Source organism: Exiguobacterium sp. s145 (assembly GCF_018618835.1).
In the GTDB taxonomy this organism is placed as follows: Bacteria; Bacillota; Bacilli; order Exiguobacteriales; family Exiguobacteriaceae; genus Exiguobacterium_A; species Exiguobacterium_A artemiae.
On record NZ_JACSMV010000005.1, the window covers coordinates 92,062 to 113,918 of the forward strand.

Genomic DNA, 21,857 nt, shown 5'->3' on the forward strand with positions numbered 1-21,857 from the left:
CTACCTTCTTTTTTAGGATTTCCTTTAGTTTAGAAACCCTTCATATCCTTGTCAATTGCCCGCAAGACCGATTCAGTCGAGTATACTGAAGCTATATCCATCTGAAGGAGTGAGTCCATTGCAAAAAGAAAACTGTATTTTCTGTAAGATTGCCAACCATGAGATCCCAAGCCATAAAGTTTTTGAAAATGAAGAAGTTTTGGCTTTTCTCGATTTATCACAAGTAACGAAAGGTCATACGCTTGTCATTCCAAAACAGCACGCTGATAACGTCTACGATTTATCCGCAGAAAGTGCACAGGCTGTTTTTGCAACCATTCCGGAAATCAGTCGTGCTTTACAACAGGAAACAGGTGCTGCCGGAATGAACCTTTTATCGAACACCGGGAAAGTTGCCGGACAATCTGTTTCTCACTTCCATCTCCATCTCATTCCGCGCCACGACAAACACGATGGCTTTGGTGCGAAATGGGAAGTGCACAATGAAGAGTATACGGCTGAAGAATTGGCAACAATCGCCGAATCCATTAAAAATCGTCTCTGACGGTACCCAAAACCGTTCAATTACTGACTCATTTTAAAAATATTGCCGAAATAGGTTTCTAATATCGAATTTTCGGTAAAATAATATGAAACAAATATTTTAATATCAAAAGGAGGTAAAACTATGTCGAAGCGTCCCCATCGTAACTGGGTCGCTTTTGGTGCTACGCTGTCGCTTGTGACTTTTTACGGTTTGAAGGCGCTTCGCCAAGGTACTAAAAGTGACTCTTCGAATGGTAAACAACGTCGAAATTCTTATTCTACAATCGTAACGAACGTGCAGGATTTGACGCAAGAGGGAAAGAATCTAATAGAGACAGCCAAACTTTCTGGTACGACTTTTAAAGAGGAAGTTACAAAAGATGTCTCCCAGTATCAGTCAGAGGTTCAAGAATCACTCGCACGTCTTCAGAAATTTGCTGATGAGGCAAAACAAGACGTCGATCATCTTACTCCCCAACAATAACGGTCCGCTGCTTCGATTTGTTTTTGTATAGTTTGCATTTTGCGCGTTTGAGCCATTGTCACCTTTCGAAAGGATGAGTCAGATATGGAACACGAAAAATTATATCCTGGACAAGAAGCACTGTTATACAGTCATAAAATTGTCCAATTGAGCAAAGCACTATGGAAAACGGTAGAAAAAGATTGGCAAAATTGGATCAAACCCTTTGATTTAAATATTAATGAACACCATATTTTATGGATTTCCCATGCACTGGGTGGTGCCTCGATTTCTGAAATCGCCAAATACGGTGTGATGCACGTCTCGACTGCGTTCAACTTCTCTAAAAAATTAGAAGACCGTGGACTTTTGACGTTTTCAAAAAAAGAGACGGATAAACGAAATACCTATGTCCAACTGACCCCGGAAGGCGAAAGTCTGTTACTTGAGACGATTCAAGCATTCCGCCCAGAAGAGAACGGTGTTTTCCGTGCTTCGTTACCACTCCAGGAACTTTACGGTAAATTCCCAGAGCTGACAGACATATCAGCAATCGTTCGCCGTCTTTACGGCGACAGCTTCATGGACATTTTTGCCGAGACATCAAAAATGATTACAGAAGAAGCAGACCGGCGTCCACAAGACCCTGTGATCGACTCGATCAAAAAAGCATGACCTTTGCATGAATTCTTCGAGTTAACGTTCTAAGCCTTGAGGCCTAGGACGTTTTTTCTGTCTTTTGAAAGTAACGTTCCCTTTACCGTTCTGTCTCAAAACGTTGCGATGCCTCACAATTTCCCACAAAAATAGTCCTCCCCTCCTGTACTTGATGTGATAGCATGGTGTAAGAGCAAATCACTTTCGATTTTGCGGAAAGCTGTCAAGATAACGAAGATATGATATGATAGAACGGTTGAAATAAATGGTAAATTAGGGGTGTATGTATGAAAAAGAAACTTTTAAGTGTAGCAGCAGTGGCAAGTGTATTCACATTAGCAGCATGTGGTTCAAATGACGAAGCTGTCATCAACTACAAAGGTGGAGAAGTCAATAAAGCGGACGTCCAAGACGAGGCGTACCAAAAAGCAGGCGCACAAATTGCTTTCCAACAAACGATGAACAAACTGCTTGAAAAAGAATACGGTAAAAAAGTAACAGATAAAGAAGTAGAAGCTGAAGTCAAGAAAACAAAAGATCAGTTCCCAGATAAAGAACAGTTCAATACGACACTTCAAACAGCCGGTATTAAAAGCGAAAAAGAATTCGAAAAAGTGCTTCGGACACAAATGCTCTTAACAGAAGCAAAATCAGCAAAATCAAAAGTTACGGATAAAGAAATCGAAGAGCGTTTCAATCAGGAAAAAGTGGAAGTAAAAGCGAGCCACATTCTTGTTGAAAAAGAAGCAGATGCAAAAGCAATCAAGAAACAACTTGATGAAGGCGGCGATTTTGCTAAAATCGCTAAAGCTAAATCAACGGATACTGGTAGCGCAACAAAAGGTGGAGATCTTGGATACTTCACAAAAGGTAAAATGGTCGAGGAATTCGAAAATTATGCGTTCAAGGATGGCGTTGAAGGTAAAATTTCTGACCCGATCAAAACACAATTCGGATATCACATCATTAAAGTAACAGACCGTAAAGAGAAAAAAGACTTTACGCTCGAAAAAGAATCCGACCGAATTAAAAAAGCCTTGGCTGAAGAAAAATCAGCTCAAGTCAATCCAAACGATATCTACCGTTCATTGATGAAAAAGTATGATGTTAAAGTCGAAAACAAAGACTTCAAAGATGCTTTTGACCTTGATAAACAAGAGCAGCAACAAATGCAACAACAGATGCAACAGCAACAACAATAAGCGTAAAAAATCCCTGCTTCCATCATGGAAGACAGGGATTTTTTTAGCTCTGCTTCCATCATGGAAGACAGGGATTTTTTTAGCTCTGCTTCCTATTCTTTTTACCGAATCGGAGCCCGTTCATATTGTTTTGGTAAACTGATCTCATCTTTAAGTTCCGCTGCCGCATGATAAACCCAATACGGTTGACGCAGAAGTTCACGTGCAAGCAGGATGACGTCCGCCCGTTCGCTGCGGATGATTTCTTCCGCGAGCGTTGCCGTCGTAATCAATCCTACCGCCCCTGTCTTGATGCCGGTTGCCTGTTTGATTTCCGCTGCATACGGTACTTGGTAGCCGGGATAAACTTCCGGAACGGCATTGGCAACAACGGCTCCTGAACTGCAGTCCAGCAAGTCGATGTTCCGCTTTAACAATTCCTCGGCCAGCGGGATATAATCCGCCGCCGTCATTCCACCCGGTGCATGGTCTGCTGCCGAAATCCGGACCCATAATGACAGATCTGACTTCTCTTGAATGGCGTCAATGATTTCAAGCAAGAAGCGCATCCGGTTTTCCATCGATCCACCGTACTGATCCTCACGTTTGTTGGATAACGGGGACAAAAAGGTATTAATCAGATAGCCGTGTGCTCCGTGCAATTCGATGAAATCATAGCCCGCCTGTTCAACGCGAAGTGCCGCCTCGACGAATTGTTGTTTGATGACATCAATTTCTTCCACTGTCAGTTCATGCGGATGATCATATGAATCATCGAATCCGATTGCTGATGGTGCGACAGGCGGTTTAGCCGTTGTGCTTTTCCGTCCGGCATGCGCCAGTTGGATTCCCGCTTTTGCACCGGCTGCTTTTACTTGATCGGCAATGCGGCGAAGTCCGTCAATGTGATCATCCGACCAGACGCCCAAATCACCGGCTGAGATTCGACCGTCCGGTGTGACAGCTGTTGCCTCTAAGATGACACCACCGACACCACCGACTGCACGTGAGGCGTAATGCGTGACGTGCCAATCGGTTACGAGTCCATCTTCTTTTGCACTATACATACACATCGGTGCCATGATGACACGATTCCGGAACTGAAGTCCCCCGATTTGGATTGCTTCGAATAGTTTGGTTTTCATGAATTCCACTCCTCTGATCAATTTCAAATCCTGTTGAATCTTTTTACGTCATCTTTTTACAGCTTGGGACGATAAAATGAACGATTATCCAATGCGAACGATCGTTCAGAAAATTGTCCGGGCTCGACATACTCAAGCAAACGGTCCATCATCGTCATTCTCGCATCCAGATTATCAATCAAAAATAATACTTCGGCTTCACGCATCTGTGGTGCGACAGCCGATCCCCACTCCGGACGGCCATGGTGACTCAGGACTAAATGTTGTAAGACCGTCAACACTTCTGCATCGATGTGTAACTCCGCCCCGACTTTTTCCAGTTCTGCGACCATTAATGAGATATGTCCGACAAGCTTTCCGGGAAGCGTGTATTCCGGTGTCACAGGATCAGACAGCTCCTTGATTTTTGCGTAGTCATGCAGGACGACACCTGCAATCAACAAATCACGATTTAATGTAGGATACAGACGGGCAATTTGATCCGCCAGTTTTAACATCGACAGGACATGATAGGATAAACCAGAATAAAACGCATGATGGTTTTTGACCGCTGCCGGATGTGTGAAATACGCGTCGAAATCTTTGATGACAAGATGTTTGACCAGCTTCTTCATCTCGGCATGTTGAATCGATTCGATGAAACCGAGTACTTCCGTTTCAATCTGTTCCCGCGGAAGTGGTGCCGATTGAATGTAATCTTCTACATTCGTTTCGTCCAACACGGTGATTTGCTTCAATTTTAATTGTGTCCGTCCCCGGTAATCCATCACTTCACCAGCTGCATGGACGATGAATTTAGGAGCATATTTTTCAAGATCACTCGTGTCCCACATCTTTGTTTCAATTTCTCCCGTCTTATCTGCTAAAATCAATGTCAGATAAGGTTTTCCGTTTGCGGCGATTCCTTTTAATGCCTGCTTGATCATGACTCGTTGATCGAGCATTTCACCAATTGCCAACTGACCGATACCTTTCATTTCACAACACATCCTTTTTATTTATCTGGACTCATTTTGATTAGAACTGTTTACATATTTCTCTGACTGTCAGACGTCACTCTACCATTCTACTATATAGGAGCTCAAAACATGGAATCCGACTCACTCTTTAGCTGGCATCGTTTTTTAACGCTTGCCGAATTTGAAGAATATTTTCATTCTCAAACACCGACCGACGCTTTTAAACTGGATTGGCTGAATCAACTGTCTACTAAAGATATGAACTTCACACGGGTCGAACTTGATTTACTGTACGGCTCCATCGTGACTTGGCAAAATCCGGCTGATAAAAGTGACCGCCGTTCCATCGGCTATTATCTTTCACCGACGGAACTGATTACAATCGGCTTATCGGAACATGTCGTTTCCTTAATCGAACCTTTTGAAACGACGACCCCTTTCGAAGCTTTTTATGCGCTGTTATCTCTGCAAATGAATACTTACTTCTCGGGAATCGATGCTTTTGAAACCGAACTGTTTTTAAGACAGGATGAGCTTCGGGGAAGTATCGATGAGAATTCTCTCGACAGCATTTTCGGCCTGCGGGATACGATCGAAAATTGGTCGGATCTGATTGTCCCGTTCCGTGAGCTTGTTTTAGCAGGTCCCGAAGCTTTCGTTCGGCAAAATACGTATACGGAGGCTTTACCTTACCAACTGGCTGAAAAACGGGTGCAACGTCTATTGATGCTGATTGAACACTATCAAAAAGATATTGAAGTATTGCTCGATCTGTCGACAACCGTTTCGAACATCAGAGGAAATGAAATCATGAAAGCTTTGACGATTTTCACAGCCGTCGCCACACCGATGATGGCGCTCGGTGCGATTTGGGGAATGAATTTTAAAAACATGCCCGAACTTGACTGGAAATACGGATATGCCAGTGCCCTCTTTTTGATTTTCCTTACGACCGGCGGAATCTTTTATTGGATGAAACGCCGCGGCTGGTTAGGAGCGCTCGTCCGGATGCCGAATAAAAAATCGCGACTAAAAAATAGATAACAGAACGTAAGTTCGTTATACTAAGTGTAACGAATTAACGGATTGAAAGAAAGGAGGAGACGATGATGGGACGAAAAATCATTCATGTCGACATGGACGCGTTTTATGCTTCTGTCGAACAGCGCGATCGACCACATTTAAAAGGTGTTCCTGTCATCGTCGGTGGTCCTCCACATGCGCGGGGTGTCGTTGCGACCTGTTCGTATGAAGCACGCAAATACGGCATTCACAGCGCGATGCCATCACGGCGAGCGTTTCAGCTCTGTCCGCGGGCCGTTTTTCTGCGTCCCCGTTTTGAAGTGTACCGTGCGGTCAGTGCCCAAATCATGGAGTTGTTTCTTGAGATCACACCTCTTGTCGAACCGCTGTCGTTAGATGAGGCCTATCTGGACGTCACAGAAAACAACCTGCAGATGACAAGTGCGACGCATATTGCCCAGTACATCCTGGCTGAAATCAAACGACGGACAGGTTTGACTGCTTCCGCCGGCGTATCAAACTCAAAGCTTGTCGCTAAAATTGCTTCCGGCCATCAAAAGCCAAACGGATTAACCGTGTTGCCTCCGGATGATGTTTTACCTTTTTTATCCGGATTAAAGATCGGGGATTTACACGGAGTCGGAAAAGTCACGGAGCAAACACTTCAGAAACATGGTTTCCAAACGGTCGCAGATATTCAACAATCGCCGATCGCTGAACTGCGGGGATTACTTGGTCGGGACCGGGGAACGGAGTTGTATACGATGGCACACGGTCAAGACGAGCGAATGGTCCGCCCGCACCGGGAACGAAAATCCATCGGCTCCGAAAGTACATTCGAAGAAGACACAGAAGATATCGATACCATTTTCGAAACGCTGAAACGGGAAGCGCTGTCCGTCGTCAAGACACTGAACCAAAAAGAACTGGTCTGTCGAACTGTTACGATTAAATGGAAGACGGAAGATTTCCAGTCGCGTTCTAAACGTTATACGTTTTTAGAAGAAACGGCTGATGAAGAAACGTTACTCCGGGTGACGACCAAACTGTTTAATGAAATTGAATTTAAAGGTCCGATCCGCCTGATTGGTATGAGCGTCAGTCATCTTGAAACCCCACCCCTCTCCAAACAGTTAACGTGGCAAGACATTGATTCCTACTTGTAAAATGAATATCTATTCATTACACTTAAGTTAGTCATTTCGGATAAGGAGGAATCAGCCATGCTTTATACGATTACCGCATTTTCAGATCGAGGACAAACGTTACTGGATGATACCTTTGACGCTCCCTCCGATTCTGAGGCACGTCAAGAAGGTATCCGCCGCCTGAAAGAAGCAGACTTGGAGCACCGCGGGGCACGTGTGACCCGCGCCGGACAACTGATTCATTTTGAACGGGCTTACCTCCCACGCCTGGTTCCAACGGAAAAAACATTATAAAAAAAGCCTCGTTCCGATGAAACGGAAGCGAGGCTTTCTCATGATGTTACTGAACGTCGTCTTGATTTTGTTCCATCATCGGTGCGTACAGCTCTTCTAGCGGTTTCATGATGATTTGTGTCACTTCCGTCAACATCGTGTGCATACGTTGTTCTTCCTGCATCAGTTGACCAATCAATGGATTGTTTTGGACTTCCAGCATCTTCGCTTGTGCCGATGCCATATCCTCAGGTGTGATTTCTTCACCTTGCATTTGTTTTTGTTGTAACTCAAGTTGCACGTTGCGGAATGAAGCGAATAGCTCATTTGACATTGGATCCGCATTGACTTGCGCGTACAAATCCTTCAGTGTCGTGTATTCTGATGTTTCGCGTAGTGCACGTTCTAGCGTGTAAGCATGATCGTATAAGTTTGTTTCAGACATCTTTGAACCCTCCAATTTTGTTAAACGATAAGAAGTATCGCTTGTATCATTCCAATTAAACCACCTAATAGTCCTCCAAGCCAAGTGATAGCCCGGAATTCTCTTCTTGAAATCGACAAGACGATTTCTTCCAGATACGCGGTATCGAGTAAATCGACTTCCTCCCGAACAATCGTTTCGAGATCAAGTGTCGCCATGATTCGTTCGACTTGTTCGACTAGACGGACTACCACTTGTTTAGAAAGCATCGGAACCATTTCTTGACTGATCCGGGCTTCAAGCGGTTGCAGTAGTTGATATAATTGCGTATCCCATAATTTCGTCAATGGAATACGCGTTAAGATCTCTGATTTCATCCGCTCGATGATTTGTCGTTCCGTCTCCGCTCCAAGCAGTTCTTCAACCGGCCGCTCTAGTAACACACTGATTTCTTGTTCGACCATTTCACTGATGAACTGGTGTGTCGACTTTCCTTGTATTACCCGTTTGAGTTCCGGTTGAATCATTTCCACGAGATTGACATTAGCCAGCAACATCCCGAACATGCCTCCGCCTAATTTACTTTGAATGAACTGAGCGACTGTTTCTTCCAGTTTCATTCTTCCGGCAGGACTGTCAAAGTACTGTTCGGTCTGGTGAAGTAATGCTTCAACAATCCCGGGAACCGCTGCCTTGATTTTTGTCGTTCCGCCATCCCCGATGACTTCTGTTAAACGTGCTGTTTTAATCGAAACAGCCATCGTTGCTAGTTCCTGATCAATCCGCTGTTCCATTTGATGTTGTAACTTACCTTCCGGATTCGTGACAAATCGTTCAGCAATTTCGCGAATCGTTTTCGTCGAGCGCGTCCACTTCTGTAACTCCTGCTGAATCATCCGGGTAATGGCTTCATATACGACCGGTTGCTGAAGCCGCTTGCTGATTCCTTCCGGAGTCAATAAATGTTTGACGACTGTTCGTCCGAGATTCGCCGCTAGTTCGTCACGACGTTTTGGAATTAAACCCGGTGTAAATGGAATGCGGTACTTGCCGATATACTTTGCTTCAAGCGGACGAAATAACATCCGGATTGCAAGATGATTGGTGATTGCTCCAATCAATGCTCCAATGATGATCATTCCAATCATCTTCATGACCAAATCAACTTCTACTTGCATAGATCCTCGTTCCTTCCGATTTTGGTATTGTGGTAAAGTCTTAGTAGAACTTTTTAGGGAGGCGCCTCGTATGTTACATCAATTAACCGTCTTATTTAAGGATCATCTCTCCACCGATCCTACCGTGTACTGTACCGATAAGTATACCGTATATCAGTTAGCCGATGGACTTCGTTTCGGGATTGAAAATATGATTCTTACCCCTCGTGAACTCGACTTACTCGACCTGATTGCAGAACGGGTCGTTACGTCTGATTCCGATCAGATTATCACGTGGCGTCATCGGTTGGAACAACAGCACAGTGAAGAAGCAGACCCGTTTCGGATGATTCATTTCTTATTTGAACAACTTGACGTCCGGACCGGCGAAGATTTGCAACAACTGCTGACTTCTTTTTTTCATCCGTCGAGTTGGATCATCCCGTTAACATCCAATCGTCTTGTCGTCATTGAACGGGAAGAGTCTGTCACAGAAAATGATTTACATGATTTTTTTACAGCTCTCCAGTCTGATTTTCTGATGGACGGCAAGGTCTTGATCGGCCAACAACGCCAATCCGGAGACCTGGCAACTCAATTCCGGTTAGAGCAGGCTGCTTTACGTGAACTTCCCTTATTACACATTGAACGGTTCCTGCCTGCCCTGATGCGGTTGACGTTACTGTCGACAGATATCCGCGACGATTTGATCGAACGGTTCATCACACCGCTCGAACGCGAATCACGCGAGACGATTGATGCCTTTTGCCGCGCCAACTTGAATGTTTCACTGACGGCTAAACATCTCTTTTTACATCGAAACAGTCTTCAGTACCGGCTCGACCGACTGACGGAACAGACGGAAATCGATATCCGGTCGTTCGAGGGTGCGATGTTTCTTTATACGCTTCTTCTTGTAGCATAGTGACCAAATGATAACGTTTACATTCAGGCATGTTGTCCATATGATTTTCGTACCAGTTCTCCTATACTGAATCTTGTAAGCGTTATAGTAACCGATTACTTAATTTACAGGAGGATGTACACATGGCAGATATTCGTCTTGAGCATATTGATAAAGTTTATTCAGGAACAGCAAAAGCAGTGGATGATTTTAACCTTCATATTAAAGATAAAGAATTCATCGTTTTCGTCGGACCATCAGGTTGCGGTAAATCGACGACATTACGGATGATTGCCGGTCTTGAAGAAATTTCGGGCGGAGATTTTGTCATCGACGGAAAACGCATGAACGACGTAGCGCCTAAAGATCGTGATATCGCGATGGTCTTCCAAAACTACGCCCTCTATCCACATATGAACGTCTTTGATAACATGGCATTTGGTCTGAAACTTCGGAAGTTCCCGAAAGATGAAATCAAACAGCGTGTCGACAATGCAGCACGTATTCTCGGACTCGAAGAATATTTGGAGCGTAAACCGAAAGCCCTCTCTGGTGGACAACGTCAGCGTGTCGCAATCGGCCGTGCCATCGTCCGTGATGCGAAAGTCTTCCTGATGGATGAGCCGCTCTCGAACTTGGATGCTAAACTACGTGTTCAGATGCGTAAGGAAATCATCCAGTTGCACAAACGTCTTGAAACGACGACGATTTATGTGACGCACGATCAGACGGAAGCGATGACCCTTGCGACTCGGATCGTCATCATGAAAGCCGGACTCATTCAACAAGTCGGAACACCAAAAGAAGTATACGACCACCCGGATAACATGTTCGTTGCTGGTTTCATCGGTTCTCCGTCAATGAACTTCCTGACAGGTAAACTCGCGGAAGACGGTCTCTTCCATGTCACAGGTACAGAAGAGAAATTTGAAGTTCCTGAAGGTAAGATGAAAGTCCTCCGCGAACGTGGCTACACAAGTAAAGATCTTGTTCTCGGAATCCGTCCGGAAGATATTCATGCTGAATTGATCTATCAAGATACAAAAACAGCACACCGTTTCCCGGCCCATATCGAAGTATCCGAGCTTATGGGAGCCGAATCTTACCTCTACTCGAAAGTCGGTAATCAAGCGTTCACAGCACGTGTCGATTCGCGTTCACACGTCGAGATGGGTTCAGATTTAGACCTCTTCTTCGACATGACAAAAGCACATTTCTTCGATGCGGCAACAGAAGCAACAATCCGTTAATTTTTAAACGTTCAGTAACTGCAGTCAGGCTGTCCATTTATGGGCAGTCTTTTTTATTGACAGACGTTCCTGTAACTTTGTATGATACTGCTTGTAGTCTTAAATTAATCCTATTCGAAAACTAGGAATTGAAATCATTTATTCATTTAAAGGAGAGAGCGCTATGAAACACGGACTAAAGCTAGCAGTAGCAGCACTATCAACAGCGGGGGTGTTAGCGGCGTGCGGCGCTTCTAACGAAGAAGCAAACAAAGATGAAAAAGTCGTAACGGTCGGAACAGAAGCAACTTACCCACCATTTACGTATAAAGAAAAAGGTAAACTAACAGGTTATGATATCGATGTCATGAACGAAGTCGCAAAACGTGCCGGCTATAAGGTCGAGTACAAAGCAATGGACTTCAAAGGTTTGATTCCGGCACTCGATTCAAAACGAATTGACGTCATCGCAAACCAGATGGGTATCACAGATGAGCGGAAAGAAAAATATGCGTTCTCTGATGCCTACACAGTTTCCGGTTCAACAATCATCGTCAATAACAAAACAAATGACATCAAGACGCTTGAAGACTTAAAAGGAAAAACTGTCGGTTCGACACAAGGTTCGCTCTACGCGAAAACAGCAGAAGAAGCCGGTGCGAAAGTCAAGTACTACAAAGGCGCAAACCAAGTCTTGAAAGATCTTGAAGCAGGACGTGTCGACGCTGCCATGAACGATCGTCTGTTTGTCCTGACAGAACTTAAAAAAGCAGGATACAAAGTAAAAGCTGTCGGTGAGACGTTTGATAAAAACGAATCAGGCCTGATGATGGCAAAAAACAGCAAGTATGCTGAAGACTTCAACAAAGCACTCGCAGAGATGCAAAAAGACGGTACACTCGCAGATCTCGGGAAAAAATACTTTAACGAGGACATCAGCAAGTGATGGATTTGTTTACAATCGTCCGCGATAATGCGGACGTTTACGGAAAGGCGATTGGCACTACACTTCTTGCAAGTGGATTTGCCATCGTCTTTGCGCTTTTTCTCGGTCTGATTCTTGCCGTCATGCGGGATAGCCGTTTTGCCGTCTTAAGCGGTTTCGCACGATTGTATGTTTCTTTTTTCCGGGGAACTCCACTGTTGCTGCAAATCTTGATTCTATATAATGGTTTGGTCGTCCTGCAATTGACGGGCTTCCAGGCGTTGGCATTCGGTCTGTCGCTTCACTTCTCCGCCTATATCTCGGAATCCTTCCGGGCAGCGATTTCGTCTGTCGATCGCGGACAATGGGAAGCAGCAGATTCACTCGGCATCCCGCGCCGGAAGACGTTTAAGGACGTCATCCTTCCGCAAGCTCTTTCACGTGCCATTCCGCCCCTGTCGAACTCGGTTATCGATATCATCAAATCGACTTCGCTCGGGACAATCGTTGCCGTTGAAGAACTGACGTATGTGTCCGATCAAATTTCGGCGACGACGTATCTCGTCATGCCGTTACTGCTGTTCTCAGCTGCGATTTATTGGATTATGTCGACCTTAATTCAAGGGGTACAACATCGTCTCGAGGCACGATTCAGTATTCCGGAATAAAATTAAGGACACTTGGAATGACGACACATTCCAAGTGTTTTTTTTAATCTTTTTCAGGTTTAATACTAGCCAGCACGGGAATAATAAAGTATACTAATAAAAATCAGAATTATCTGATAACTTTAAAAGGAGCGTGGCCGAGATGAAACAAGTAATTGAAGCTTTCCGTAGACAAGATGCAGAGCAGCGGATTCCAGTGCTACGCCTCGAAATCGATTATGAGCTCAGTACGCTCTTCGATGCTATCCAAGTCCATGATCAAGCAGCTGTCACTGCCAGTAAAGAACGCTTAGATAAATATCGTCAGGAAATGCTTCGTCTCGAAGCATGACCCTATAGATACTCCCATCTCAACTCCCCCTTGAGATGGGACTTTTTTTTGTAAAAAAATAGCCCGAAGGCTATTTTTCAATCGACGTCCCGTCCACGGGAAGCTTTCAATATTTCAAACCACTGTTCACGTGACAGTTCAAGACGCGTCGACCGGACAGCTGATTCGATGCGATCAATTTTTCCGGAACCCACGATCGGCATGATACGCGCCGGATGTTTCAACAACCAGGCGTAAGCGACTTCATCGATGGTTTCTGCACCGATATCACGTCCGATTTCCTCAAGTTTGTCGCGAAGCGGAGCAAACTCCTCGTCTTTGAACAATCGCCCTCCGGCAAGCGGACTCCACGCCATGAGCGGCATTTCATTTTCGTGGCACAGATCAACAGAACCATCTTCGAAGTGCTTCAGTTCGGCGACAGACAGTTCGAGCTGGTTGGTGACGAGCATGAACGGCAGTCGTGATTGGATGAGGCTTTGCTGAGCCGGTGTATGGTTCGATAAACCAAACGTCCGGACTTTACCAGACTCCTTCAGTTCAACGAATGCTTCTGCAATTTCGTTAGGGTCCATCAATGGATCCGGACGATGAATCAATAACGTATCAATGTAGTCGACACCAAGTTCCTTTAATGAACGTGTCGCATGTTCAATGATATGTTCTTTTGTCGTATCGTAAAATGACAGTTTTTGATCAGAGAAATGGTTGCCCTTCATCTTGATGCCTGTCTTCGTAACGATTTCCATCCGTTCGCGCAGTTCCGGTTTTAATGCCAGTGCTTCGCCGAACAATCCTTCATTCGTATAGTCGCCGTAAATATCAGCATGATCAAACGTCGTAATGCCTAGTGCTAAACATTGCTCAATTAACTCCAGTCGCTCTTCAACCGTCATGTTCCATTCGTTTAGCCGCCACAGACCGTGTATGACTCTTGAAAATGAAAGATCTTCCGTTAAGTGTATGCGTTCCATCATTACTCATCTCCCTATCTCTGTATGGTGCTTCAACGTTCACTTTACATGAATTTGGTAACGGTTGCACGATTTACGTCTTTCTTCCTGACGGGTACTAAAAAACGGCAGAGCATCAATCATGCTCTGCCGTTTTCCACTTTCAGTTTTAATGCTTATTGAATTTGTTCGACTTCTTGCATTACTTCATCTTCAATCATCTGACGTTTACGTGTTGTTTCTGCAGCGTCAGGTGATGTCACGCTGAAATAGAATTTGATTTTCGGTTCAGTCCCTGATGGGCGGAGGCAGAACCACGAACCGTCTTCCAACGTGAATTTCAAGACATTAGATTTCGGCAGATTGATCGGTGACGGCTGATGCTTCACCAAATCATGCGAAATGCTTGCATCGTAGTCTTCAAATAAGACGACTTTTTCACCCGCTACTTGTTTTGGCGGATGCTCGCGGAACGTATCCATGATCCGGCCGATTTGCGCGACACCGTCTTTCCCTTTGAGCGTCAACGAACGGAGTGATTCTTCAAAGTAACCGAACTGCTCATAGATGGCTTGTAATGCCTCGTACAGCGTCCGTCCTTCTTTCTTGTGATACGCTGTCATCTCGGCAGCAAGCAGGCAGGCTTGGACGGCATCCTTGTCACGACAGAAGTCGCCGATCAGATAACCGTAGCTTTCTTCATAACCAAACAGATATTCATATTCACCGGATTCATTGTATTGTTTGATTTTTTCACCGATGAATTTAAATCCTGTTAATGTGTTTTCAACGTGTAAGTCATAATGTCTTGCAATCAAGGCTCCGAGTTCCGATGTAACAATCGTTTTTGCTACAAAACCGTTTTTCGGCAATGTGCCTTGAGCCGCTTTTTGTGACAAGATGTAGTCGAGCAGTAACGCGCCGGTCTGGTTCCCTGTAAGAACGACCCACTCTCCGTCCGCATCACGTGTCGCAACACCGACACGGTCGGCATCCGGATCCGTCGCGAGTAACACATCTGCATCGACACGGTCTCCGTATTCGATGGCTAACTTAAATGCTGCATGTTCTTCCGGATTCGGAGAAGAAACAGTTGGGAACGCGCCATCCGGCTTCGCTTGTTCTTCGACGACCGTCACGTGTTCAAACCCGTAACTCTTCAATCCGACTGTGACCGGTACAAGCCCTGTCCCGTGAAGCGGAGTAAAGACAATTTTCAGCGGTGCCGTTAACTCGTCTTGAATCGTCGGCAACACACGAATCGTTTTGAGTTGTTCCTGATAGGCGTCATCCAGCTGTTCGCCGACACGAACGATCAATCCGTTTGCACGCAAGACTTCTTCTGCTTCCAATTCGATTGACAGTTCGTCCTCGACTTGATCAACGTAAGAGACGAGATCATCCGCTTCTTTTGGCGGCAACTGGCCACCGTCATTCCCATAGACTTTATAGCCGTTATATTCCGGTGGATTATGGCTCGCCGTAATGACGATTCCCCCTGCTGCCCGAAGTTCACGCACGGCAAATGACAGTTCTGGTGTTGGACGAAGTCCATCGAACAAATAAGCTTTGATTCCATTACTGGCAAGCGTCTTCGCTGCTTCTAATGCAAACTCCGGAGAGTAGTGACGGGAGTCATGGGCGATGACAATCCCTTGCGCGACCGCTTCATCGCCTTCCGCCTTGATGAAGTCAGCAAACCCTTGTGAGGCTTTACGTACCGTGTAGACATTCATCCGGTTCGTTCCGACACCGATTTCCCCACGCATACCGCCTGTCCCGAATTCCAACTCTTTGTAAAAGGCTTCCTCGGCTGCTTTATCGTCGTTCGCGAGTGCCGTCAACTCTTCTTTTAGTTCCGTTTCCAGGCCTGCAAACTGATTCCATTTTTGATAGGTCTCTTTCCATGACATATAGTGTCCACTCCTTTAAGTTTGTCTGCATGAGATATTTGTTACGACTTGCGATAAAACGGTACCTTTCATATGATTACCTTAGAAAGGGTCAAGGTGATGTTCATGTTTCCAACCATTCAAATGACTGACTTGCAGCAACTTGTCCATACGGATCAGATTCGCTGGTTTGATTGTCGCTATGATTTGCAACATCCCGATTATGGTCGTGACGCGTTTAAGGTAAGCCATGTCGCGGGCGCACAGTATTTAGATTTATCAACTGATTTATCCGGACCGCGTTCTAAAACAGGCGGACGTCATCCACTCCCGTCCAAGGAGCAGTGGATCGGCACATTAGAGTCGCTCGGGGTCGAACGTGATGATTTTATCGTCCTGTATGATGACGGCTTCCCTTACGCCGCTCGTGCCTGGTGGCTCTTTAAATGGGCCGGACACGAACGTGTCGTTGTTCTCGAGGGCGGACTGTCGTCTTATCTCGCGTTCGACTTCCCCATGAGTACGGAATCAACGGTGTTTGAAAAGTCCACTTATCAAGCCGACTTTAAAGATGACATGCTCGTTCAGTATGAAGAAGTTAAAAATCGATCGGCAGAAACGTATCTCGTCGATTCCCGCTCACCCGACCGGTTCCAAGGTCAAAACGAAACGATTGATCCGGTTGCCGGTCATATCCCGGGTGCCGTGAACTGTTTCTTTGAAAATGCGATTTCACCCGACCGCCGCTTAAAAGATGCGGAAGATTTGAAAGAACTGTACGCTGATTTGCTAGAAGCGGATTCACCGATTCTTTATTGCGGCAGCGGTGTGACGGCTTGCGTCAATGTCTTAGCCCTGCACGCTTTAGGTAAAACCGATGTCCGGCTCTATGCGGGTTCTTACAGCGACTGGATCAGTCAAACCGATGAGGTCGCACGATAACGTACACGAAAGTCCGATTCTCATCGGACTTTTTTTTAGATTTGGACCGGTTTAATGTTCCAAATCGCATTCGCGTACTCTTTAATGGTCCGGTCGCTCGAGAAGACACCGGATTTCCCGATATTCATGATGACCATCTTGTACCATTTTTCAGGATCCTGGTAAGCCCGTCCGATTCTTTCCTGTGCTTGTTGGTAAGACAAGAAGTCTTTTAAAATCAGATATTCATCATTGTACGTCAACAGAGAATCATAGATGGCCTGGAACTCGCCTGTCGGGAAGAGCGAACCGTCCACCAGTCCGTCAATGACGCGACGCAGTTCAGGCTGTGCGCTGTATTGATCGTAAGCACTGTATCCGCCGTATTTTTTATAGTTCATGACTTCTTGCGGTGTCAGACCGAAAATGAAGATGTTCGGGTCTTCGACTTCATCCCGAATCTCGATGTTCGCACCGTCCAGCGTGCCGACCGTCAATGCCCCGTTCATCATGAATTTCATGTTACCGGTTCCTGACGCTTCATAACTTGCTGTCGAAATCTGTTCACTGACATCACTGGCAGGGAAGATTTTTTCTGCAAGCGAAACACGGTAGTTCTCAAGGAAAACGACTTTCATGTAAGGACTGACATCCGGATCCGAATTAATCAGATTCGCGAGAGCATTGATATAACGGATGACCTCTTTTGCATAATGATAACCAGGAGCCGCTTTCGCACCGAAAATAAACGTCCGCGGTGTCATCTGGAACGATTGATCTTCTTTTAGACGGTAGTACAAAGAATGAATATGAAGCGCGTTAAGTAATTGTCGTTTATATGCATGAAGCCGTTTGACTTGGACATCGAAAATCGAATGCGGATCCACAACGATTCCCGTCTCGTTCTCAATCAACTCTGCCAATTCCTTTTTACTCGCCAGCTTAATCGCCTGGATGTCCTGCTGAAGCGTACGATCCTCTGCGAATTTCGTCAGCTTTTGTAAATCGGACGGATGATTGATCCAGCTGTCTCCGATTGCTTCCGTCACACGGTTGGCAAGTGCCGGATTCGATAACAGGAACCAGCGGCGGTGTGTAATCCCGTTCGTTTTATTGTTAAAGCGAAGCGGGAACATCTCGTAAAACAACCGCATTTCGCGTTGCTTGAGAATTTCCGTATGGATTTGAGCTACACCGTTCGTTGAATGGGTACCGACGACAGCCAAATTCGCCATGTTGATCATCCCGTCTGCGATGATGGCGATTTCGCGCATGTTCGCTTCCAGATGCGGATAGTTATCAAGGACATCCTTACAGAATCGACGGTTGATTTCTTCGACGATCAGGTAAATACGCGGCAATAGATTGCGGAACAGATCAACCGGCCAGCGTTCCAATGCTTCCGAAAGCAACGTATGGTTCGTAAAGGACATGACACTTTTCGTGATCCGCCATGATTCTTCCCATGAATATTCTTCTTCATCAATCAATATCCGCATCAATTCAGGAATCGCAACGACAGGATGTGTATCGTTGATATGAATCGCGATTTGATTTCCCAGATGTTTCAGCGACGTATTTCGTTTTTTATGTGACAACAGGATACTCCGGAGTCCTGCCGAGACGAAGAAGTATTGTTGTTTCAGACGTAAGACTTTCCCCTCATATGTCGTATCATCCGGATATAAGAATTCGGAAATCGTCTGGATTGCCTGTTTATGGCTCAGCAGGTCTTTATAGTTACCTCGGTGTTGGCTTAACAGTTCATCATCGTCATACGGTGATTCAGCACTCCACAGACGTAAGTTATTGACGATCCCGTTCTGATAACCGACGATCGGCATATCATACGGGACAGCACGAACGATTTCTGCCGGTTCATGATGGACACGATACTTACCGCTTTCGACTTCCTCAAGCCAGACGTTTCCGCCAAACGGAATGTCGACCGCTTTGTCCGAACGGCGGATTTCCCACATGTTGCCATTCTTCAGCCAGTTATCCGGAAGTTCGACTTGGTAACCGTCGATGATTTTTTGTTTGAACAGACCATACTGGTAGCGGATACCGTTTCCGTGCCCCGGCAAGCCGAGTGCTGCAAGTGAATCGAGGAAACAGGCTGCTAAACGACCCAGCCCTCCATTCCCAAGACCCGGTTCCGGCTCTTCTTCCGTCAAATCAGCCAAATCATAGCCGAGTTCCGTAAGACCGCTTCGTACTTCTTCCAACACATCGAGACTCAACAGGTTATTGTAGAGGAATCGACCGAGTAAAAATTCAAGTGAAAAATAATAGACTTGTTTACTTTTTTTGTGGATGTAGGTTTCTTTCGTCCGCATCCAGTCCGTCGTGACGTATTCCCGCACCATATAGGCCAATGTTTGGTACACATCATTTTCCGTCGCATCTTCAAGTGCCTTGCCATGCATGGAAATAAACCGTTCATTAAACCTCTTCTTGAACTTCTCTTTGTCTTTAAACATCCCAAAACCCCATTTCCCGTAATCTCCTTCAGTCAGCAGACGGTGCGATTAAACGATAGAGCGCCAAATATTCATCAGCGGATCGAATCCAGCTAAAGTCTTCTTGCATTGCTGTCTCAATCAGATGCTTGAATACAGGTTTATCATGATACGTCTCAATCGTCCGTTTAATGGCATCAAGGAACTCTTGCGCATTATAATTCGAGAACGAGAAGCCGTTTCCCTCTAAAGTGAACTGATTAAATGGTTGAACCGTATCACGCAAGCCGCCGGTTTCGCGGACGATCGGCAATGAACCGTACTTCATCGAGATCAATTGACTGAGACCACACGGTTCGAAACGTGACGGCATCAAGAAGGCGTCACTTCCGGCGTAAATCCGTTGAGCGAGTCCGACATCAAAACCGATGTAGGAAGCTACCTTATCCGGACGAATTGTTGAAGCATGCTGGAACAACCCTTCGTACTCCGCCTCTCCCGAACCCAAAATGATGAACTGGGCATCCAGTTCAAACAGATCCGGCAAGATATGGGCGAGTAAATCGATCCCTTTTTGGTCGACAAGGCGCGAGACAAAGCCGAATAACGGCACATCCGGATTGACCGGTAAGCCAAGTTCCTGTTGTAAGGCTGCCTTATTGGCTGCTTTTCCTTCTTCAACCGTCTTCACATCATAGTTCTCTACCAGATGTTCATCCGTCTCCGGACTGAACTGCCGGTAATCGATGCCGTTCAAAATCCCCCGGACATCGACGGCACGGTGTTGCAAGACGGGTTCGAGTGTTTCGCCGTAGTATGGATCCATGATTTCATCGCGGTAAGACGGACTGACGGTCGTAATTTGGTTGGCATGGACAAGTCCTGCCTTCATGTAGTTAACGAGTCCGTTATGGGCGATACCTTCTGCCGTAAAGTGTTCATGGCTGAGCCCGAGCAGGTCGCCAAGTACTTCTTCCGGGAACACCCCCTGATATTGCAGGTTATGGATCGTAAAGACCGTTTTGATTTCCTGATACCGGTTGAGGTGCTGGTAATGAATCCGCAGGAAGGCCGGCAGGACACCTGTCTGCCAATCGTGACAGTGAATGACATCCGGGACTTCTTCTGCGTCGACACGCTGAATCATTTCAAGGACGGCTCTTGAGAAATAGGCAAAACGCTCCGCATCGTCATAATGTCCGTAAATGACCCCATCACGCTTGAAGTAATATTCATTGTCGATGAAATAAAACGTGACGCCATCTTGTTTTAGACGCAAGACTGCTCCAAACTGCTGACGCCATCCGACCGGAACGATGAAATCAAATAAAAATTCCATTTCCAGTTTGTATTGTTCTTTAATTTGACCGTAGTTCGGTAAAATGACCGAAACTTCCGCACCCTCTTCAGCAAGCGCTAAAGGGAGCGAGCCGACGACGTCAGCTAGCCCCCCTGTCTTGATGAATGGTGTCGCTTCTGTGGCAGCAAACCATACCTTCATGATGACATCCCCTTTAAACGATTGTTTGTTTTTTAATGACAATCGGTTCTTCCGCAGTTCCGCGGATGACTTGTCCGCGCTTCACTGTTACCTCTTTGTCAAGGATCGCGTATTCAACGACTGCGCCTTCTTCGATGACTGATTTTTGCATAATGATCGAGTTTTTGATCCGCGCATGTTTCCCGACTTTGACGCCACGGAAAAGGATACTGTCCGTTGCTGTTCCTTCTAGCTTACATCCGTTTGCGACAAGCGAATTCTTGATGGTCGATCCCGGTAAATAACGTGTCGGCGGTTCGTGTTTGATTTTCGTATAGACGTGTTGGAAGTCATTGATGGCTCCCCACTGCTCAAGCAACAGCATGCTTTCACGGTAATACGAGCGAAGGGAATGAATCACCTGTGATGTCCCTGTGTATTCATAACCGTGAACATGAAGTCGGTTTAACTGGGAACGGATGATGCTTTGCAGCAAATCATATTCCCCGCGGCCGATTGCTTCGTCAACGAGACGGACAAACAAGTTTTTCGACAGGACAACCGTTTCCATGTAAAATGTCTCGTCCGATGGTTCGTATCCGCGTGAACCGATTGCCGTCACGCGATTTTGATCACTGAACCGAATTGGACGGCAGTAGTTACACGGCAAGTCGCGTTTTGTGTAAACAACCGTAATATCAGCGTTGGATGCTTTATGTTCACGCAAGACATCGCGATAATCGACCGCAGATAAAATATTTGATCCTGAAATTACGACATAGTTCTCTTTACTGCGTAAAAAGAAGTCGCGATGTAAATGGAAGTTTGACAAATCACCACGGAATTCATGGGCATCTTGCGATAAAGCCGGCGGGAAGATATAGAGTCCTCCGTTTGACCGGTCCAAGTCCCATTCTTTGCCGGATCCAAGATGATCCATCATGGCGCGGTATTTCTCAAGTGTAAAGACACCGATATTCGCAATCTCATTTTGAACCATGTTCGTTAATGTGAAATCGATGAGTCGATATCGACCTGCGAATGGTACGGCAGCCAAGTTGCGGTGTTCCGTCAATTCTTTAAAGAATCCTTCTTCACCGCTCAGATTGATGACTCCTAGTAAATCTGCTTTCATCG

At 45.7% G+C, this 21,857-nt stretch carries 22 protein-coding genes; 13 read left to right on the forward strand and 9 right to left on the reverse strand.

Translation table 11 applies throughout. The annotated features are described in order from the left end of the window. Nucleotides 1–118: 118 nt before the first annotated feature. From KNQ07_RS06890 to KNQ07_RS06905, 4 genes are all read left to right on the forward strand, one after another. Nucleotides 119–544, forward strand: a complete 426-nt coding sequence (locus KNQ07_RS06890) for an HIT family protein (RefSeq protein ID WP_131503865.1) — start codon at nt 119–121, stop codon at nt 542–544. A 123-nt stretch (nt 545–667) separates the two neighbouring features. Next, nucleotides 668–1,009, forward strand: coding sequence for a hypothetical protein (locus tag KNQ07_RS06895; RefSeq protein ID WP_214765690.1), 342 nt, complete (start codon nt 668–670; stop codon nt 1,007–1,009). A gap of 84 nt (nt 1,010–1,093) precedes the next feature. Further along, nucleotides 1,094–1,663, forward strand: a complete 570-nt coding sequence (locus KNQ07_RS06900; protein ID WP_012369593.1) for an HTH-type transcriptional regulator Hpr — start codon at nt 1,094–1,096, stop codon at nt 1,661–1,663. Between the two features lie 269 nt (nt 1,664–1,932). Continuing rightward, nucleotides 1,933–2,847, forward strand: coding sequence for a peptidylprolyl isomerase (locus KNQ07_RS06905; RefSeq protein WP_214765693.1), 915 nt, complete (start codon nt 1,933–1,935; stop codon nt 2,845–2,847). Between the two features lie 101 nt (nt 2,848–2,948). Here KNQ07_RS06905 and namA read toward each other — a convergent pair whose 3' ends face one another. Then, nucleotides 2,949–3,971, reverse strand: coding sequence for an NADPH dehydrogenase NamA (gene namA, locus KNQ07_RS06910; protein WP_214765696.1), 1,023 nt, complete (start codon nt 3,969–3,971; stop codon nt 2,949–2,951). Nucleotides 3,972–4,027: 56 nt separating this feature from the next. Beyond that, nucleotides 4,028–4,948 (reverse strand): HD domain-containing protein, encoded by a 921-nt coding sequence (locus KNQ07_RS06915; RefSeq protein WP_214765699.1) that lies wholly within the window; start codon nt 4,946–4,948, stop codon nt 4,028–4,030. A 111-nt stretch (nt 4,949–5,059) separates the two neighbouring features. Between KNQ07_RS06915 and KNQ07_RS06920 the strand changes: the two genes are divergently transcribed. The 3 genes from KNQ07_RS06920 (at nt 5,060) to KNQ07_RS06930 (ending at nt 7,395) form a co-directional block, all read left to right on the forward strand. Continuing rightward, nucleotides 5,060–5,974, forward strand: coding sequence for a magnesium transporter CorA family protein (locus KNQ07_RS06920; protein ID WP_214765702.1), 915 nt, complete (start codon nt 5,060–5,062; stop codon nt 5,972–5,974). Between the two features lie 65 nt (nt 5,975–6,039). Further along, on the forward strand, nt 6,040–7,119 hold the full coding sequence (dinB, locus tag KNQ07_RS06925) for a DNA polymerase IV (RefSeq protein WP_251135825.1): 1,080 nt from the start codon (nt 6,040–6,042) through the stop codon (nt 7,117–7,119). 57 nt (nt 7,120–7,176) lie between these two features. Then, the gene (locus KNQ07_RS06930) at nt 7,177–7,395 is read left to right on the forward strand and encodes a YhzD family protein (RefSeq protein ID WP_131503858.1); all 219 of its coding nucleotides are present in this window, start codon (nt 7,177–7,179) and stop codon (nt 7,393–7,395) included. A 46-nt stretch (nt 7,396–7,441) separates the two neighbouring features. On the opposite strand, the gene KNQ07_RS06935 is transcribed toward KNQ07_RS06930, so the two are convergent. Next, nucleotides 7,442–7,819, reverse strand: a complete 378-nt coding sequence (locus KNQ07_RS06935) for a YlbF/YmcA family competence regulator (RefSeq protein WP_012369586.1) — start codon at nt 7,817–7,819, stop codon at nt 7,442–7,444. Between the two features lie 20 nt (nt 7,820–7,839). After that, nucleotides 7,840–8,976: a DUF445 family protein gene (locus KNQ07_RS06940; protein ID WP_214765705.1), complete on the reverse strand. Its 1,137-nt coding sequence runs from the start codon at nt 8,974–8,976 to the stop codon at nt 7,840–7,842. 70 nt (nt 8,977–9,046) lie between these two features. Here KNQ07_RS06940 and KNQ07_RS06945 point away from each other — a divergent pair, with 70 nt between their 5' ends. The 5 genes from KNQ07_RS06945 to KNQ07_RS06965 all read left to right on the forward strand — a co-directional run bounded on the left by KNQ07_RS06945 (nt 9,047) and on the right by KNQ07_RS06965 (nt 13,012). Further along, entirely contained in the window at nt 9,047–9,880 is an 834-nt protein-coding gene (locus KNQ07_RS06945; protein ID WP_214765708.1) for a PucR family transcriptional regulator, read from the forward strand. 122 nt (nt 9,881–10,002) lie between these two features. Continuing rightward, a complete protein-coding gene (locus KNQ07_RS06950) occupies nt 10,003–11,109 on the forward strand; it encodes an ABC transporter ATP-binding protein (RefSeq protein WP_012369583.1) in 1,107 nt (368 codons plus the stop codon). A 163-nt stretch (nt 11,110–11,272) separates the two neighbouring features. After that, the gene (locus KNQ07_RS06955) at nt 11,273–12,034 is read left to right on the forward strand and encodes a transporter substrate-binding domain-containing protein (protein ID WP_012369582.1); all 762 of its coding nucleotides are present in this window, start codon (nt 11,273–11,275) and stop codon (nt 12,032–12,034) included. Beyond that, entirely contained in the window at nt 12,034–12,681 is a 648-nt protein-coding gene (locus KNQ07_RS06960) for an amino acid ABC transporter permease (protein ID WP_012369581.1), read from the forward strand. Before KNQ07_RS06955 ends, KNQ07_RS06960 begins: the two co-directional genes overlap by 1 nt. A gap of 142 nt (nt 12,682–12,823) precedes the next feature. Further along, nucleotides 12,824–13,012, forward strand: coding sequence for a hypothetical protein (locus tag KNQ07_RS06965; RefSeq protein ID WP_012369580.1), 189 nt, complete (start codon nt 12,824–12,826; stop codon nt 13,010–13,012). A 77-nt stretch (nt 13,013–13,089) separates the two neighbouring features. Here KNQ07_RS06965 and KNQ07_RS06970 read toward each other — a convergent pair whose 3' ends face one another. Both KNQ07_RS06970 and KNQ07_RS06975 read right to left on the reverse strand, forming a co-directional pair. Then, nucleotides 13,090–13,986: an aldo/keto reductase gene (locus KNQ07_RS06970; RefSeq protein ID WP_214765740.1), complete on the reverse strand. Its 897-nt coding sequence runs from the start codon at nt 13,984–13,986 to the stop codon at nt 13,090–13,092. A 155-nt stretch (nt 13,987–14,141) separates the two neighbouring features. Continuing rightward, nucleotides 14,142–15,878 carry a phospho-sugar mutase gene (locus KNQ07_RS06975; protein WP_214765711.1) on the reverse strand — a complete coding sequence of 579 codons (1,737 nt, stop codon included), beginning with the start codon at nt 15,876–15,878 and terminating at the stop codon, nt 14,142–14,144. Nucleotides 15,879–15,977: 99 nt separating this feature from the next. On the opposite strand from KNQ07_RS06975, the gene KNQ07_RS06980 reads away from it, so the two are divergent. Further along, nucleotides 15,978–16,799: a sulfurtransferase gene (locus tag KNQ07_RS06980; RefSeq protein ID WP_214765714.1), complete on the forward strand. Its 822-nt coding sequence runs from the start codon at nt 15,978–15,980 to the stop codon at nt 16,797–16,799. A 35-nt stretch (nt 16,800–16,834) separates the two neighbouring features. Here the strand turns inward: KNQ07_RS06980 and KNQ07_RS06985 are convergent, their stop codons facing one another. The 3 genes from KNQ07_RS06985 to glgD are packed head-to-tail and all read right to left on the reverse strand — an operon-like array spanning nt 16,835 to nt 21,855. Beyond that, nucleotides 16,835–19,261, reverse strand: coding sequence for a glycogen/starch/alpha-glucan phosphorylase (locus tag KNQ07_RS06985; RefSeq protein ID WP_012369576.1), 2,427 nt, complete (start codon nt 19,259–19,261; stop codon nt 16,835–16,837). 28 nt (nt 19,262–19,289) lie between these two features. Beyond that, nucleotides 19,290–20,741: a glycogen synthase GlgA gene (gene glgA, locus KNQ07_RS06990; protein WP_012369575.1), complete on the reverse strand. Its 1,452-nt coding sequence runs from the start codon at nt 20,739–20,741 to the stop codon at nt 19,290–19,292. Nucleotides 20,742–20,754: 13 nt separating this feature from the next. Continuing rightward, complete coding sequence (gene glgD, locus KNQ07_RS06995; RefSeq protein WP_012369574.1) at nt 20,755–21,855, reverse strand: glucose-1-phosphate adenylyltransferase subunit GlgD; 1,101 nt, start codon at nt 21,853–21,855, stop codon at nt 20,755–20,757. Nucleotides 21,856–21,857: the final 2 nt, after the last annotated feature.

Excerpts from the sequence above, each read along its gene's own strand:
- KNQ07_RS06930 (WP_131503858.1), top strand. The coding sequence starts at position 7,177 with ATGCTTTATACGATTACCGCATTTTCAGATCGAGGACAAACGTTACTG.
- KNQ07_RS06900 (WP_012369593.1), top strand. The coding sequence starts at position 1,094 with ATGGAACACGAAAAATTATATCCTGGACAAGAAGCACTGTTATACAGT.
- KNQ07_RS06940 (WP_214765705.1), bottom strand. The coding sequence starts at position 8,976 with ATGCAAGTAGAAGTTGATTTGGTCATGAAGATGATTGGAATGATCATC.
- KNQ07_RS06945 (WP_214765708.1), top strand. The coding sequence starts at position 9,047 with ATGTTACATCAATTAACCGTCTTATTTAAGGATCATCTCTCCACCGAT.
- KNQ07_RS06915 (WP_214765699.1), bottom strand. The coding sequence starts at position 4,948 with ATGAAAGGTATCGGTCAGTTGGCAATTGGTGAAATGCTCGATCAACGA.
- KNQ07_RS06975 (WP_214765711.1), bottom strand. The coding sequence starts at position 15,878 with ATGTCATGGAAAGAGACCTATCAAAAATGGAATCAGTTTGCAGGCCTG.
- KNQ07_RS06950 (WP_012369583.1), top strand. The coding sequence starts at position 10,003 with ATGGCAGATATTCGTCTTGAGCATATTGATAAAGTTTATTCAGGAACA.
- glgD (WP_012369574.1), bottom strand. The coding sequence starts at position 21,855 with ATGAAAGCAGATTTACTAGGAGTCATCAATCTGAGCGGTGAAGAAGGA.
- KNQ07_RS06960 (WP_012369581.1), top strand. The coding sequence starts at position 12,034 with ATGGATTTGTTTACAATCGTCCGCGATAATGCGGACGTTTACGGAAAG.
- KNQ07_RS06905 (WP_214765693.1), top strand. The coding sequence starts at position 1,933 with ATGAAAAAGAAACTTTTAAGTGTAGCAGCAGTGGCAAGTGTATTCACA.
- KNQ07_RS06965 (WP_012369580.1), top strand. The coding sequence starts at position 12,824 with ATGAAACAAGTAATTGAAGCTTTCCGTAGACAAGATGCAGAGCAGCGG.
- glgA (WP_012369575.1), bottom strand. The coding sequence starts at position 20,741 with ATGAAGGTATGGTTTGCTGCCACAGAAGCGACACCATTCATCAAGACA.
- KNQ07_RS06980 (WP_214765714.1), top strand. The coding sequence starts at position 15,978 with ATGTTCATGTTTCCAACCATTCAAATGACTGACTTGCAGCAACTTGTC.
- KNQ07_RS06955 (WP_012369582.1), top strand. The coding sequence starts at position 11,273 with ATGAAACACGGACTAAAGCTAGCAGTAGCAGCACTATCAACAGCGGGG.
- namA (WP_214765696.1), bottom strand. The coding sequence starts at position 3,971 with ATGAAAACCAAACTATTCGAAGCAATCCAAATCGGGGGACTTCAGTTC.
- KNQ07_RS06970 (WP_214765740.1), bottom strand. The coding sequence starts at position 13,986 with ATGGAACGCATACACTTAACGGAAGATCTTTCATTTTCAAGAGTCATA.
- KNQ07_RS06985 (WP_012369576.1), bottom strand. The coding sequence starts at position 19,261 with ATGTTTAAAGACAAAGAGAAGTTCAAGAAGAGGTTTAATGAACGGTTT.
- KNQ07_RS06935 (WP_012369586.1), bottom strand. The coding sequence starts at position 7,819 with ATGTCTGAAACAAACTTATACGATCATGCTTACACGCTAGAACGTGCA.
- dinB (WP_251135825.1), top strand. The coding sequence starts at position 6,040 with ATGGGACGAAAAATCATTCATGTCGACATGGACGCGTTTTATGCTTCT.
- KNQ07_RS06895 (WP_214765690.1), top strand. The coding sequence starts at position 668 with ATGTCGAAGCGTCCCCATCGTAACTGGGTCGCTTTTGGTGCTACGCTG.
- KNQ07_RS06920 (WP_214765702.1), top strand. The coding sequence starts at position 5,060 with ATGGAATCCGACTCACTCTTTAGCTGGCATCGTTTTTTAACGCTTGCC.